Origin of the sequence: Polaribacter cellanae, assembly GCF_017569185.1 — a bacterium.
In the GTDB taxonomy this organism is placed as follows: Bacteria; Bacteroidota; Bacteroidia; order Flavobacteriales; family Flavobacteriaceae; genus Polaribacter; species Polaribacter cellanae.
In genome coordinates this window covers 3,353,294-3,368,880 of record NZ_CP071869.1, presented here as the reverse complement: position 1 = coordinate 3,368,880, position 15,587 = coordinate 3,353,294, and the positions used below count along the sequence as shown (strand labels likewise).

Annotated in this window: 13 protein-coding genes; 9 read left to right on the top strand and 4 right to left on the bottom strand. The window is 30.9% G+C overall.

Going from position 1 to position 15,587, the window contains the following annotated elements; all coding sequences use genetic code 11:
* The first annotated feature begins 24 nt into the window (after positions 1 to 24).
* From J3359_RS15090 to J3359_RS15055, 8 genes are all read left to right on the top strand, one after another.
* Entirely contained in the window at positions 25 to 1,464 is a 1,440-nt protein-coding gene (locus J3359_RS15090; RefSeq protein ID WP_208077798.1) for a SusD/RagB family nutrient-binding outer membrane lipoprotein, read from the top strand.
* Positions 1,465 to 1,515: 51 nt separating this feature from the next.
* Entirely contained in the window at positions 1,516 to 2,850 is a 1,335-nt protein-coding gene (locus tag J3359_RS15085; protein WP_208077796.1) for a sodium:solute symporter family transporter, read from the top strand.
* Complete coding sequence (locus J3359_RS15080; RefSeq protein WP_208077794.1) at positions 2,835 to 3,662, top strand: metallophosphoesterase family protein; 828 nt, start codon at positions 2,835 to 2,837, stop codon at positions 3,660 to 3,662. Before J3359_RS15085 ends, J3359_RS15080 begins: the two co-directional genes overlap by 16 nt.
* Before the next feature lie 62 nt (positions 3,663 to 3,724).
* Positions 3,725 to 4,219 carry a rhodanese-like domain-containing protein gene (locus tag J3359_RS15075; RefSeq protein WP_208077792.1) on the top strand — a complete coding sequence of 165 codons (495 nt, stop codon included), beginning with the start codon at positions 3,725 to 3,727 and terminating at the stop codon, positions 4,217 to 4,219.
* A gap of 194 nt (positions 4,220 to 4,413) precedes the next feature.
* Positions 4,414 to 5,028 carry a TIGR04282 family arsenosugar biosynthesis glycosyltransferase gene (locus J3359_RS15070; protein WP_208077790.1) on the top strand — a complete coding sequence of 205 codons (615 nt, stop codon included), beginning with the start codon at positions 4,414 to 4,416 and terminating at the stop codon, positions 5,026 to 5,028.
* A gap of 6 nt (positions 5,029 to 5,034) precedes the next feature.
* Positions 5,035 to 5,736 (top strand): DM13 domain-containing protein, encoded by a 702-nt coding sequence (locus tag J3359_RS15065; protein WP_208077788.1) that lies wholly within the window; start codon positions 5,035 to 5,037, stop codon positions 5,734 to 5,736.
* Between the two features lie 113 nt (positions 5,737 to 5,849).
* Positions 5,850 to 6,668, top strand: a complete 819-nt coding sequence (locus J3359_RS15060; protein WP_208077787.1) for a purine-nucleoside phosphorylase — start codon at positions 5,850 to 5,852, stop codon at positions 6,666 to 6,668.
* Between the two features lie 61 nt (positions 6,669 to 6,729).
* Positions 6,730 to 7,614 (top strand): sterol desaturase family protein, encoded by an 885-nt coding sequence (locus J3359_RS15055; RefSeq protein ID WP_208077785.1) that lies wholly within the window; start codon positions 6,730 to 6,732, stop codon positions 7,612 to 7,614.
* 109 nt (positions 7,615 to 7,723) lie between these two features.
* Here J3359_RS15055 and J3359_RS15050 read toward each other — a convergent pair whose 3' ends face one another.
* Complete coding sequence (locus J3359_RS15050; RefSeq protein ID WP_208077783.1) at positions 7,724 to 8,452, bottom strand: metallophosphoesterase family protein; 729 nt, start codon at positions 8,450 to 8,452, stop codon at positions 7,724 to 7,726.
* A 147-nt stretch (positions 8,453 to 8,599) separates the two neighbouring features.
* Here J3359_RS15050 and J3359_RS15045 point away from each other — a divergent pair, with 147 nt between their 5' ends.
* Positions 8,600 to 12,052 (top strand): pyruvate carboxylase, encoded by a 3,453-nt coding sequence (locus J3359_RS15045; protein WP_208077781.1) that lies wholly within the window; start codon positions 8,600 to 8,602, stop codon positions 12,050 to 12,052.
* Positions 12,053 to 12,060: 8 nt separating this feature from the next.
* Here the strand turns inward: J3359_RS15045 and J3359_RS15040 are convergent, their stop codons facing one another.
* From J3359_RS15040 to J3359_RS15030, 3 genes are read right to left on the bottom strand one after another with little or no spacing between them, the layout of a single operon-like run.
* A complete protein-coding gene (locus J3359_RS15040) occupies positions 12,061 to 13,314 on the bottom strand; it encodes a POTRA domain-containing protein (protein ID WP_243765934.1) in 1,254 nt (417 codons plus the stop codon).
* Positions 13,315 to 13,337: 23 nt separating this feature from the next.
* Positions 13,338 to 14,735, bottom strand: a complete 1,398-nt coding sequence (locus tag J3359_RS15035) for a hypothetical protein (RefSeq protein ID WP_208077778.1) — start codon at positions 14,733 to 14,735, stop codon at positions 13,338 to 13,340.
* 7 nt (positions 14,736 to 14,742) lie between these two features.
* The gene (locus J3359_RS15030) at positions 14,743 to 15,576 is read right to left on the bottom strand and encodes a universal stress protein (RefSeq protein WP_208077777.1); all 834 of its coding nucleotides are present in this window, start codon (positions 15,574 to 15,576) and stop codon (positions 14,743 to 14,745) included.
* Between the last annotated feature and the right edge of the window lie 11 nt (positions 15,577 to 15,587).

The window sequence follows — 15,587 nt, the reverse complement described above, 5'->3', positions numbered from 1 at the left end:
AACCTTGCAGGAAAACATAAAAAAATGAAAAAAATTATATATACCATCGCAATTTTTGCAAGTATGTTTGCAAGTTGCACCAAAGGTTTTGAGGAAATTAATACAAACCAAGACTCACCAGTTTCTGTACAACCAAGTCTTCTTTTAAGACAGGTTATCTACGATTATGGCGAACAAATGAGTTACGAAGGATTTGCTGCAGGAAACTTACTTTCGCAACATTATGCACTTTTAGATTTCAACTTATTTGACAGACACGATTTAAAAAGTCCGCAATTGGGTGGAAATCCTTGGCCGATATTTTTTACGAATTTACGTGATAATGAAATTCTATTAAAAAAATCTCGAGAAACACCTGCTTTCGCTGTTTATGAAGGCCCAGCTTTAATTTTAAAAGCATATATGGCTGCAGCATTGACAGATATTTTTGGCGATGTTCCTTATTTTGAAGCTTTTAATGGTGTGGATGGAACTGTAACTCCTAAATACGATTTACAGTCGGCCATTTATCAAAAAGAAAAAGGAATTTTAGATAATTTAGATAAAGGAATCGCTGCTGTAAATGCATATACTGCTACAATTCCTTTGGAAGGAGATATTTTATTTAATGGAGATTTAGAGGCTTGGATACGTTTTGCAAATTCTTTAAAAATTAAATATTTAATGCGTATTTCTGGTAAAGTTGATGTTTCCAATCAGTTACAAACTATTTTTACAGCAGGAAATTACATCAAAAATAATAGCGAAAACGCGACTTTCGATTTTACAAATACGGCTCCAAATAGTTTTAGGTTTGCACAATTAAGAAATGGAGACTTTACCAATTTTGTCATGTCTAAAACTGCTGAAGAAATTTTTACTGATTTAGATGACAATAGAGTTGGTGCTTTTTATCAACCATTTAAAAACTCTAATTCTAACGAATTTAACGGTTTAATTAACGGAATTAACGCCTCTACCACTACTCCATCTCCAAATGACTATTCCTTAGTTGGTAAAATATTTAGAGAAGACACCTCTACTTTAGACGCAAATTTTATGACAGCTTGGGAAACGAGTTTCTTATTAGCAGAAGCTGCGCAAAAAGGATTGATTACCACAAATGTGGAAACTTTATATAATAATGGAGTTACTTTGGCTTTTGAATATTGGAACACAGATTTACCTGCCACTTATTTGGCTGAAAATGCCAATTTAAACGCTGTAGGAAAAACTCCTTTAGAGCAAATTATCACGCAAAAATGGATTGCAAATACAATTAACGGTTACGAAAGTTGGATTGAATATAGAAGAACAGGATTTCCTGCTTTAAAAAATGTTGCTGCAAGTTTAAATAATGGATTAATTCCTGTAAGAATGCCTTATCCTGCAGATGCAAGCGCATTAAATGCTGAAAATTACAAAGTTGCAGAAGCTGCAACAAATGGAAATAGTTTGGATGTAAAAGTTTGGTGGAACGATTAGAGAAACAGACCCTTCAAGGTTTAAAAACTTGAAAGGTCTTTCATAAAAAATATGGAAGTAATAAATTATCAGTGGATTTTAGTTATAACATCAAGTTTGATACTATTTTTTCTATCTCCACTTGCAAAAACAACGGATCAGTTTTTTAAAGCTGTAAACCAAAAAAAAGCACCCAATACTTTGGTATTAACTGGGAGTTTAATCATTTCTTGGATTTTTGCAAAAAGCATTACAAACGCTGCCAATTTAGGGTTGTCTTTTGGTATTGTTGGTGGAGTTGCTTACGCTGGTTATTACCTTTCATTTGCGGTTGCTGGTATTATTATTTATCAATTAAGAGTTAAAGGTGGTTTTACGAGTATTCATCAATTTTTAACTTCCAGATTTGGAAAAAAAGCAATGGCTGTTTTCTCTATTTTAATTGCTTTTCGGCTTTTTAATGAAGTTTGGAGCAACACCATGGTTATTGGAAGTTATTTTGGTGAACAAGAAAGTGCTTCCTATTACTGGTCTATTCTTGTGTTTACAATTTTAACTTTAGGCTATGCTTTAAAGGGTGGTTTAAGTAGTTCTATTTTTACAGATGTAATTCAAATGGTTTTATTTTCTGTTTTGTTAATTATTATTTTATCGACTATTTTTTCTGCGGAAGAATTTACGACAAAAGAAATAATTACCTCTGGAACTTGGAGTTTTGAGCTGGGTTTAAACCTCTTTTTTGCTGCCATTATTCAATCCTTTAGTTACCCTTTTCACGATCCTGTTTTAACAGACAGAGGTTTTATAAGTTCTCCAAAAGTAACGCGTAAAAGTTTTTTATGGGCAAGTATTTTGGGGGCAATTTGTATTATTTTATTCAGTATAATTGGTGTGTATGCACAATCTCAAGGAATGGAAGGACAGGCAGCTGTAGAAGTTGGTAAAGCCTTGGGAGTTGTAATTTTATTAGTAATTAATTTTATTATGATTACCTCTGCAGCATCCACATTAGATTCTACATTCTCTTCATTTTCGAAATTATTATCTGTGGATTTAGGTTTAGGAAAAACAGTTTCCTTTGGAAGAATTTCGATGATAATCGTAGCTGTTATAGGAACTTTACCCGTGTTTTTCGGCGCAGAAATTTTATCGGCAACCACCATTTCTGGAACAATGGTTATTGGATTAACTCCCGTTTTTATCTTTTGGAATGTAAAAGTACCTAAAATTAGTTTTTATGCAAGTGTAGTTTGTGGTTTGGTTTTTGGAATGGTATTAGTTTTTAACGTATTTCCAGAATCGTTAATTTTCACAAAAGGAAAATATGCAGATTTACTTTGGGTAAATCTTTGGGGAATTTTAAGTTGTATCATTTTATATTTTATTCCAAAATGGATCAAGAAATAAAACATTTAGGCAAACTCTCTGGTAAAACACTTGTTTTCGGTGGAGTTTACAGTAATTTACAAGCGCTAGAAGCTTTAAAACAAGTTGCTGAAAAGGAACATATTCCGCCAGAAAACTGCATTTGTACTGGCGATATTGTAGGTTATTGTGCACAACCAGAAGAAACTGTACAATTATTAAAATTATGGGGTGTACATAGCATTGTTGGAAATGTAGAAATTCAGTTACGAGAAAATGCAGCAGACTGTGGTTGCGATTTTAGAGAAGGCTCTAGATGTGATGGTTTTTCTCAACTTTGGTATCCTTATGCGCAAAGTAAATTATCTGAAAATTCGTTGGATTTTTTAAAAACAATTCCCAATCATATTACATTTGAATATGCAAAAAAACGAGTAACTGTTGTGCATGGTTCTTATTTTAATGTATCCGAATTTATTTTTAAATCTACAGATTGGGCAATAAAAGAACCCAATTTTAAAGCAACAAAAAGTAATGTTATTATTGGCGGACATTGTGGTTTGCCTTTCAATCATCAAGAAAAAAAGAAACTTTGGTTGAATGCTGGAGTTATTGGAATGCCAGCAAATGATGGAAACCCAACTGTTTGGTATGTAATTTTAGACGATTCCAATAATAGTTTTAACTTTACACATAAAACATTAGCATACAATTACAAATTAGCCAGTAAATTAATGCAAAATGGTTTGCTTCCTGAAGAATATTCGAGAACAATTGTTACAGGAATTTGGGATAATACAGAAATTTTACCACCTATAGAAACTGGTTTGCAAGGTTTTGGTATTCAGTTGTAAGAATAATAATTATATTAAAATGTCTGGTCGAGCGCAGTCGAGACCTTTATAAACAAATCAAAATGAAAAAAATACTCATTCTTTTTTTAGTAGTTACCTCCACTGTTTCTGCACAAAAAAAATTAGATAAATTATTGAATAAATGGAACAAAAGAAATGTTCCTTATATGTCTGTAGAAACGTTGGCTTTACCAAAAACAAAAGCTATTTTATTAGATGCAAGAGAAGAAAAAGAGTTTAACGTTAGTCATTTAAAAGACGCAATTCGTGTTGGTTATAACGATTTTAGTCTAAAAGAAACCTTACCCAAATTACCAAAAGACAAAGATGCTAAAATAGTAGTGTATTGTTCTTTAGGAATTCGCTCGGAAACTGTTGCGCATAAATTAATTAAAGAAGGTTATACCAACGTTTACAATTTATATGGTGGAATTTTTGAATGGAAAAACGCCAATTTTCAAGTCGTAGATACTTTAGGAAAGCCCACTGAAAAAGTACATGCTTTTAGTAAGAATTGGAGTAAATGGCTTAAAAAAGGCGAGAAGGTTTATGAATAAGTCTTCAGTTGGCAGTATTCAGTCTTCAGTTGGCAGTCGCAGTTTTCAGTGCTTACTTTTACGAATAATAAGTCCCAAAGAAAAACTCTTAAACTCTGAAACTCTGAAACTTTGATACTTTGCAACTTTGATACTTTGATACTTTGATACTTTGATACTTTGATACTTTGATACTTTGATACTTTAAAAAAAACATGAATAAAAACCTACTATTAATCTTTACAAGAAACCCAGAATTAGGGAAAGCAAAAACACGTTTGGCAAAAAAAGTTGGAGACGAAACTGCTTTAGAAATTTATAAATTTTTATTAGAAAGAACCAGAAATATTTCTTCGGAAGTAAAAACTGCAGATAAAGCTGTTTACTATTCTGTAAAAATTCGAGAAAATGATATTTGGAATCCTGATATTTATCAAAAACACCAACAATTTGGGGAAGATTTAGGTGTTCGAATGAAAAACGCTTTTAAAAACGGATTTGATGCTGGTTACAAAAAAGTGCTAATTATTGGGAGTGATTTATACGATTTATCATCAAAAAATATAGAAATAGCTTTTAATGAATTAGATACTAACGATGTGGTTATTGGCCCTGCAGAAGATGGTGGTTACTATTTATTGGGTATGAATTCTTTGGAAGAAAACGTCTTCAAAAATAAAAAATGGGGCACAGAAACTGTTAGAAAAGATACTTTAACAGATTTAAAAGATAAAAAAGTGAAATTATTGGAGTTTAAAAACGACATAGATGTATATGAGGATATTGAAAACATCCCAGAAATTATGAATACGTTTATCAACTCTAAATAATTTTACATGAAAACAACACTACTTTCACTATTTTTTTCACTTATTTTTTCGCAAGTAAATGGGCAGTGTTCCAAAAACGCAACTAACTTTGGTAATAACACCTCAACAAATTCTTACAACATTTCTGGAGATGTTTCTGTTACTTTAAATTCAAATAATACAGTTGCTATTAACTTTGGCAGTAATTTTAGCACAGCTTCTGGCCCAGATGTAAGGTTATATTTAATAAAATCTGAAGGCAAATCTATTTCTGAATTAAAAAGTATCAATCCAGAAAATGTACAAAATATTTCTTTTGGTTTAATCGGTTTTTCTGGAGCTCAAAGTTTTACAAAAATAATTCCTAACGGAGTTGATATTTCTGAATATGATACTGTTTTCTTTTTCTGTCTTCAGTTTACTGCTTTTTGGGATTTAGGAAAAATAACTCCATTTAGCAGTGCAAATTGTTCTGTATTGTCTGCGGAAAGTACTATTTTAAATAAAGTAAAAATCTATCCAAATCCTGCAAAAAAAGAAATTCAGATTGGAAATATAGAGGCAAATTCTGCAGAAATTCGTATTTTTAATGTTTTAGGAAAAAAAGTTTTCTATCAACAAAAAAACACAGGAAAAACTTTAGATATTTCTTTCTTACAATCAGGAATTTATATGGTTAAAGTTTCTGTTGAAAATGCATCTAAAACTCAAAAATTAGTGATTCAGTAATTGAATTATCTTGTTATTTTGAGTTAAATTTAATGAAGTCGAAAAATCTATTCTTCAAAATAGAATAAAAGATTTCTCCACAAGGTTGAAATGACATTATTATATAAAACAAAATGAACAAACAACAACAATTACAAGAAACAATCGATTTTTTAAAATCAAATGGAATTACAAAACCAGAAATAGGTATTGTTTTAGGAACCGGTTTGGGAAAATTGGTTGATGAGATTTCCGTTGAACTAGAAATTACGTATGCAGATATTCCACATTTTCCACAAGCAACTGTAGAGTTTCATTCGGGAAAATTAATTTATGGAGAATTATCGGGCAAAAAAGTACTGGTAATGTCTGGTCGTTTTCATTTATATGAAGGGTATAATGCGTGGGAAGTTACTTACGGAATACGAACCATGCATGGTTTAGGAATTAAAAACTTATTAATTTCGAATGCAGCTGGTGCCATAAATCTCGATTATAAAAAAGGCGATTTAATGTTGATTAATGACCATATTAATTTGCAAGGAACTTCTCCATTGGCATTTAACGGAGCAAACAATTTTGGAAATATTTTCGCAGACATGCTAGAACCTTATGCTAAAGAAATAAACACAAAATTAAACTTAATTGCTACTGAGCAAAAAATTCAATTACATGAAGGTGTCTATGCAAGTGTTTTAGGGCCACAATTAGAAACCAGAGCAGAATACAGAATGCTACAAATCTTAGAAGCAGATGCTGTTGGAATGAGCACTGTACCCGAAGTTATTGTTGCCAAACAATTAAACTTGCCTTGTGCTGCGATTTCTGTTTTAACAGACGAATGTGATCCTAAAAATTTACAGCCTGTAGATATTGCTGAAATTATTGCAGTTGCTGGGGAAGCAGAACCAAAAATGATTGCACTTTTTAAGGAAGTAATTAAGGTATTATAAAATACTGAAAAGCCCCTTCAGATTTTAGAAATGTGAAGAAGCTTTAGAACACAGTAACTAAATGAACAAATACATAGACCTCATAAAAAACTCGTATTCCGATTATTGGAATTATCTTAGAAATTCTGTTTTAATGGAATTGAACTGGGAGAATTATTTTTATGGTTTATTAATTATTTCTTTAGTTGTTTGGGGCTTAGAAGCTATTTTTCCTTGGCGTAAAAACCAATCTTTGTTCCGAAAAGATTTTTGGTTAGACACATTTTATATGTTTTTTAATTTCTTTTTATTGAACTTAATTGTATTGATTGCCTTATCTAATTCTGCTGCCGAAATTTTTAATGATGTTTTAGCATTTGTTGGTTTATCTGTTACCGATTTTCAATTGTTAGAAATTAATAAACTCCCTTTTTTCGCAAGGATTTTTATCTTTTTTATTGTGGTAGATTTTGTACAATGGTGGACACACAGATTATTGCACAGGTCTGAATTTCTTTGGAATTTCCACAAAGTGCATCATTCTGTAAAAGAAATGGGGTTTGCTGCACATTTGCGTTATCATTGGATGGAACCTGTAGTTTACAATTCTTTACGATACATTCCTTTGGCGATTATTGGAGGTTTTTCTGCACAAGACGTGGCTTTTGTCCATTTTTTTAACATAACCATTGGGCATTTAAATCACGCAAATATTAATTGGGATTATGGTTGGCTAAAATACATTCTAAACAACCCGAAAATGCACATTTGGCATCATTCTAAAGAATTGCCAGAAGAAAGAAAATATGGCGTAAACTTTGGGCTTACATTAAGTCTTTGGGATTATATTTTTAAAACGGATTATATTCCACATTCTGGAAAAGATATCGAATTGGGTTTTAATGGTGATGAGGATTTTCCAAAAGGTTTTTTAAAGCAAGAATTGTATCCTTTGAGCAAAAAGTAAACCTGTGATTTCAAGCGAAACGCAGTGGAGCCGAGAAAAATTTAAATGTAATTTAGATCCTATATTAAAGATTTCTGTACAAGGTCGAAAAGATATTCCAGTAAAAACTTTACTTATTCCTCCCTTTTTCATTAGGATACAAATCTGGTAAATTATCGCTTTGTACAAATTCTTTGGTATCGATATTCATTGCAGTAATTTTCCCTTTAAAAGCGGCACCAGTATCGATATTCCAAATATTTAATGCATTTATGGGTTTGGTTTTACCAAAATTTGTGGTTGGTGTGTGTCCAATAAATATTTCTTTATAATGTTGAATTCTTTTTGGATAAAATGGAGAATCTTCATCTATTTTATGGTTCGCAACTAGAGCCATTTCCCATAAAGTTCTATCGAAATAAAAATTCTCCTTAAAAATTTCTTTTTCAACTCCATACATAGATGTATAACCTGCATGCAGAAACAATCGGTTTTGTTCATCTAAATGATACAAAGGCATATTCTCGAAAAAGAGTAAATGTTGCTTTTTTTCTTCCATAGAAAAACCATCGTAACTATCAATCGTTTCTTTTCCTCCATGCATATACCAAGTGGGGTTTACATCTTCTTCTCTGAGCCAATTCTCACACCAAACATCGTGATTTCCTTTGATAAAAATACAGTTTATTTTTTCTGATAAGCTCAATAAAAACTCAATAACTTGCGCAGATTCGCTCCAACCATCTACATAATCACCCACAAAAATTAAGGTATCTTTATCTGTTACTTCAATTTTATTTAAAACTTGAAGCAAGGCTCTTAAACCCCCATGAATATCGCCAATTGCAAATGTTCTCATGTCTAAATTCTTTAATCAAAATCTAACTTATTGATAATTCTCGAATAAAACTCAAAAGTTTCTAAATTCTTTTTAAATTTCTTTTTACTATATCGATTTCGTAACTTATCTTTAGAGAAAATTAATTCAAACCAAAATATTTTATAGATGAAAATTAAAAAAGTACTTGTAGCAAATAGAGGTGAGATTGCCATAAGAATTTTTAGAGCTTGTACAGAAATTAGCTTAAAAACTGTAGGTATTTATACTTTTGAAGACAGGTATTCTTTGCACAGATATAAGGCAGACGAATCGTACCAAATTGGAGAAGATAACGAACCCTTAAAACCTTATTTAAATAGTGATGAAATTATTAGAGTCGCTTTAGAATGTGGTGCAGATGCAATTCACCCTGGTTATGGTTTTCTTTCAGAAAATGCAGAATTTGCCAGAAAATGTAATGAAAATAACATCATTTTTGTGGGACCAAAAGTATCTGTTTTAAAATCTCTGGGAGACAAAATTACTGCTAAAAAAGTTGCTTTAGATAACAACATTCCTATTATTAACAGCAATAAAAAAGTGTTAGATTCTATTGAAACAGCTTTAAGTGAAGCTAAAGTAATTGGCTACCCTGTTATGCTGAAAGCGGCTTCTGGAGGTGGTGGAAGAGGAATGAGAGTTATTAGAGGCCCAGAAGAATTACAAAGCGCTTTTAACGAAAGTAAAAGAGAAGCGTTAAATGCTTTTGGTGATGATACTGTCTTTTTAGAAAAATTTGTAGAAAATCCAAAACATATAGAAATTCAGATTGTTGCAGATAATTTTGGCAATATTGTACATTTATTTGAACGTGATTGTTCTGTACAAAGACGTTATCAAAAAGTAATAGAATTTGCGCCTTCTTTTGGATTAAAGCAAAAAACAAAAAATGCACTTTACAACTACGCTATTAAAATTTGTAAAGCTGTAAATTATAATAATATTGGTACTGTAGAGTTTTTGGTTGATGATGATGATAGCATTTATTTTATTGAAGTAAATCCAAGAATTCAAGTAGAACATACAGTTACAGAGGTTATTACAAATATAGATTTAGTAAAAACACAATTATTTATTGCCGGTGGTTATAAATTAGAAGACCAGCAAATAAAAATTGCGAATCAAGAAAGTGTAAAAATTAATGGATATGCTTTGCAATGTAGAGTTACTACAGAAGATCCACAGAACGATTTTAAACCAGATTATGGCACCATTACAACCTACAGAAGTGCTTCTGGTTTTGGAATTCGTTTAGACGCAGGAAGTGTATATCAAGGTGTTACTATTTCTCCATTTTTCGATTCTATGTTGGTAAAAGTTACTGCAAATAGTAGGACTTTAGATGGTGCTTGTAGAAAAATCAGAAGAGCTTTAGCTGAATTTAGAATCAGAGGAGTAAAGACAAATATGTTGTTTTTAGACAATATCCTAAAACATAAAACTTTTAGACAAGGAGAAGTAACTGTTAACTTCATTAAAAATAATCCTGATTTATTCATTTTTAAAGCACCAAGAAATAGAGCTACAAAATTGGTTACGTATTTGGGGGATATTATTGTAAATGGAAATAGTGATGTTAAAAAAATTGATGCTACTAAAACATTTATCAAGCCAAAAGTTCCGAAAATAATTACCAATCGTAACCACCCTGAAGGTACAAAAGATGTACTAACAAAACTAGGTCCAGATAAATTTTCTAAATGGTTAAAAGCAGAAAAAAAAGTTCATTTTACGGATACAACAATGCGTGATGCACACCAAAGTTTATTGGCAACAAGAATGCGAACTTACGATATGTTGAAGGTTGCTGAAGGTTACACAAAAAACAATCCTGAAATTTTTAGTATGGAAGTTTGGGGTGGTGCAACTTTTGATGTTTGTATGCGTTTTTTACAAGAAAACCCTTGGGAGCGTTTACGTTTATTACGAAAAGCAATGCCAAATGTTTTGTTACAAATGTTAATTAGAGGTTCTAATGGAGTTGGCTACACAGCATATCCAGATAATTTAATTGAGAAATTTGTAGTTTCTTCTTGGGAAAACGGAGTGGATATTTTTAGAATTTTCGATTCTTTAAATTGGATAAAATCTTTGGCACCTTGTATAGAATATGTAAGAACAAAAACCCAAGGTTTAGCAGAAGGTTCTATTTGTTATACAGGCGATTTGTTAGATCCAAAAAACACAAAATATAATCTAAAATATTACACAACTTTAGCTAAAGATATCGAAAATGCAGGTGCTCATATTTTGGCAATTAAAGACATGGCTGGTTTGTTAAAACCTTATGCCGCTTTCGAATTAATTAGCGCATTAAAACAAGAAATTAATATTCCTATTCATTTACACACGCACGACACCTCATCAATTCAATCTGCAACTTATTTAAAAGCAATTGAAGCTGGGGTAGATGTTTTAGATGTTGCTTTAGGTGGTTTATCTGGTTTAACATCGCAACCAAACTTTAATTCTATGGTAGAAATGTTGAAGTTCCACGAAAGAGAAAACCCAATGAACACAGATTCTCTGAATGAATATTCTAATTATTGGGAAAGTGTAAGAGAATATTATTATCCGTTTGAATCTGGTTTAAAAGCGGGTTCTGGAGAAGTTTTTAAACATGAAATTCCTGGCGGACAATATTCAAACTTAAAACCACAAGCACAAGCTTTAGGTTTAGAAGATCGTTTTTATGAAATCACGAAAATGTACAGAGATGTAAATTTACTTTTTGGAAATATCGTAAAAGTAACACCAAGTTCTAAAGTTGTTGGAGATATGGCGCAATATTTAGTAAGTAATAATTTAACAGTGCAAGATGTTTTAGAAAAAGGAGATACCATTTCTTTTCCACAATCTGTAGTTAGTTTTTTTAGGGGAGATTTAGGGCAACCTGTTGGTGGTTTTCCAAAAGATCTTCAAAAACTAATTTTAAAAGATGAAAAGCCTTATTCAAACAGACCAAATGCACATTTAGAACCAATCGATTTTGATAAAGAATATAAAGAATTCAGAAAAATCTTTGAAAATGATTTAGGAAGAGCCATCGATTTTACAGATTTCCTGTCTTATAAATTATATCCAAAAGTATTTACAGATGCTTTTAATAAGCACACGAAATATGATAATTTAATGAACTTGCCTACTAAAAATTTCTTCTACGGAATGGAAAGAGGCGAAGAAATTATTGTAGAATTAGACAAAGGAAAAACACTTTTAATTACTTTAGAATCGGTATCTAAAGCAAATAAAGACGGTCTTGTTAATGTTTATTTTAGAGTAAATGGACAAAGCAGGTCTGTAAAAATAAAAGATAAGTCTATTAAAGTAGAAAAAGTAGAAAATTTAAAAGCAGATAAAACAAATTCTAAAGAAATTGGTGCGCCATTGCAAGGTTTATTATCTACAATTTTGGTAAAAAAAGGAGAAGAAATCAAGAAAAACCAACCTTTGTTTATTATTGAAGCGATGAAAATGGAAACCACAATTACTGCTACAGAAAATACAACTATTAATAAAATTGTTTTAAAAGCTGGAGTAATGGTAAATTCTGAAGATTTGGTTTTAATTACTGAATAAAATCAGCCCTAAAAATACTGCCCAATTCCAAAAACCAAACCACCTTTAGAATTGCTTTTACCATCATAAACTTTAAAACCATAATCAATTCTAAAGGTGGCATTATAAATTTTTTTGCTGATAAATCGAAGTCCAAATCCACTGTAAACTCTTATATTCTCTTCTTTTATAAAGTCATCTAATTCTCCTGCAGGATTTCTCCACGAACCAGCATCTACAAAAATATTGGTTTGAACTGCCAACCAACCTTTGTCGTAAATTGTATGTCTATATTCCGAATTTAAGGTAGCAACCCCTGTTCCTCTATCCACTAAAAAACCAACACCTCTAATGTTTACATTATTATCTAAAGCAAATGGCGCAAATGGCGAATTTTCGTTCGTAGAAAGCCCAAAACGTATTCTGTTCGCCCAATTTCCTTTTGTCCATATTCTTCTAAAATAAAAGAAATCGTTCCAAAAAATTAAAAATTTATTTTGAAAATCGTTTTCTGTTATCACATATTGTGCATTTAAAACATTTTTAAATCCTTTTACATATTGGTACGAATAATTCAATCCATCAAAAATATAGGTAAATTTAAACAATGTCTTATTCAATTTTAATTGTTGAGGCACTGAAGGAGCTGTTGCTCCAGTTAAGTAGGTGTATTCTTCTTTGAAAAAATTGATTCCAAAATCAATACGATTTTTTAAGTTAAATTGATGCAATCCTAAAACTTCAAAAGAAACATTATTATATAGATAATTTGCGAAAGAATTATTAAAATATAAAGGCTCTTCACTTTTCCAATTTTGATGATTTACAGATAAACCCCAGTTTTTCGAAAATAAATTCGGTGCTCTAAAAAGAATTCCATAAGAATTAAATCGATTATTTTGATAAAATCCGCCAAATGTGATGTTTTTTCCTAAAAAATTATAGTCGTATAAACCTACTTTAAAAGCAAACTGTTTGTTGGTTGTAGTCCAAAAATTAACATCAGGAATTATGGTAAAATTTTCTTCCACAAGAAATAAAACTTTATAAGTATGCTTTTTAATTTTATTTACTTTGTAAGAAACATTGCTAATTGCAGGCAATCTTTTTAGAAAAATAATATCTTCTTCAATTTTTAAAGAATCTAAGGGTTTATTTTTTTTTGTTGAAAGAACACTTAAAATATAAGAAGTTTTTAATTTTTTATTTCCTTCAATTTTAATTTTTGTTATGTTATTTTCTTGTGAGTTTATATAGCTTGCTAAAAGCAAAAAAGTAATCAAAAAAAAATATTTCTTAGGCTTCATTATTGCACAATAAAAGTTTTCTGAATTACTAAATTCACCCAATTGTCATCACTAAGTCCAAACAAAGTAAAAGAGTTTTCATCATCTAAAACGAATGCTGGTGGTGTATTTTTATTCAAGTTTTCTACCACATTAGAAGTGTCGTAATACTTAAACGTTTTCTCTTTTGTATAGGTTCCTGATAAAAAAGTTTTGTCTTTTTTCGTGAAAATTTGTAGGTATTTTACATTTTCTGCAAAAGTGCCATCTGTCCAAGTAAAACGTGGTTTTAAAGTTTCGGAATCGTCGATGGTAACTTCGCTTTTCCACTCTGTAGTTTTGGTTTTATTTTTCGTTCTAATAGGCTTGGAAACATACAGTTTATCTCCAGCAATAAAGGTAACTAAGCACCAAACTTCCTTGGAACTATTATTCGAAAACCTCCTGAATTTGTTCCCTAAAGCTGGTGTAGATGTTAGGTTTTTTCTTCTATATTTCGAAAAATCTGTTTTATCTACAGTGGCATCTTCAGTTTCGTAATATCTAAAATCGAAAGCATCTGCAACAGGGTAATAATAAATATATGTAGTTTCTTTATTTCCGTTTGCGTTTCCTGCGAAAGCTCTTGCTGTTTCTATTGTTTTATCGGTATTTACAGCAATATATTCTTCTAAACTTCTTGGTATAAATTGCCTTTCGATAATTAAGTTCACCCAATTATCTTTGCTAACACCCATTAATGTAAAATTATAAACCTCGTCTTCTACCAAATCTTTTGGTTTCGTGGTATTTATATTTAAATCCACATTGGAAGTATCGTAAAATTTAAACGTTTTTTCTTCTGTATAAGTTCCAGATATAAAATTGTTTTCTTCATCTGAAATTACTTGAAAATAAATTACGTTTTCGTCGATAGTTCCATCTTTCCAAGTAAACTTAGGTTCTAAGGTTGTTGCGTAATCGATATCTACTTCCGAACTATATTCTGTGGATTTAGTGGCGTTTTTTAAACGTATAGGATTTGAAATATGCAATTTCCCTTCTCTTACATAGGTTACCAAACACCAAGTTTCTGTTTTACTTGATCTCGAAAACCGTGCTAATTTTCCACCAAAAACATCTTCTTGAGGAAGCGTTTCTCTACGATAATTACTATAATCTTTCTCGTTTGCATTTACATCTGCAGTTTCGTAATAACGAATATCTGTTGCACCAGATTCAGGATAATAAAAAATGTAATTTAAATTGGTGTTTCCTTTTGCATTTGCGGCACAAGCTATTAAATCGTCTATTTCTAAATTCGAATTTCCATCTACATATTGTTGTAAATTTCTTGGAACAACCACATCACTATCGTCTGAACACGAGAAAAATGTTGCGATAAAAATTATAAAAAATAAAAAACGTTTACAGTTCATTAAAAATCTAAATTTTAAAAGTCATAATTGGTAAGGTAGCATGGTTGGTTAAATCTTCGGAAATACTTCCAGAAAAAATATGCGACAATCCTTTTCTACCATGTGTTGCTGTTGCTATTAAATCTGCACCAACTGCATTCGAAAAATTTAAAATTCCATCTTCTATAGACCTTGCGCACACAAAATTTGTGTTTATTAATCGATCTACATTTCCTTCTGCTTCCATTAAAAAATGATACGCCAAGGCATCCATTTCTGGAGTTGTTTTAAAATTTTCGTTTGGTAAATTTACGTACAAAATATGCTTTTTTGCATTAAATAATTCTAAAGTTTTAAGCATTTTTTTAAATGCAGGGATTGATTTTTCAGAAAAATCTGTCGCAAACACAACATCTTTAAAGCTTACATCATGTAGTTCTTTTTTAATTACCAAAACAGGAACTTCGGAATAACGAACTACTTTTTCTGTATTCGAGCCCATAAAAAACTCTTTTAAACCGCTAACTCCATGAGATCCCATAATAATTAAATCGGCATTTACTTCTTTGGCAACTACATTTACTTCACTAAAAACTTTGTAATGTTTTATAATTGGCACTACATTTACCTCTTCTAAATAGTCTTTTTCTAAAAACTCTTTAAATCTTTTTTCTGCTAATTTTAAAAAGAAAACTGCTTTTTCTTGCTGATAACTTGGGCTTTCCGCCAAATTAACTTCTTGTAAATCTAACATATGCAATGCAATTATAGATGCATTTGTTTTTTTTGCCAATTGCGTTGCGGTTTTTAACGCGTGTTCTGAGTGATTTGAAAAATCTACAGGTACAACTATTTTTTTCATAATTTTTGCTT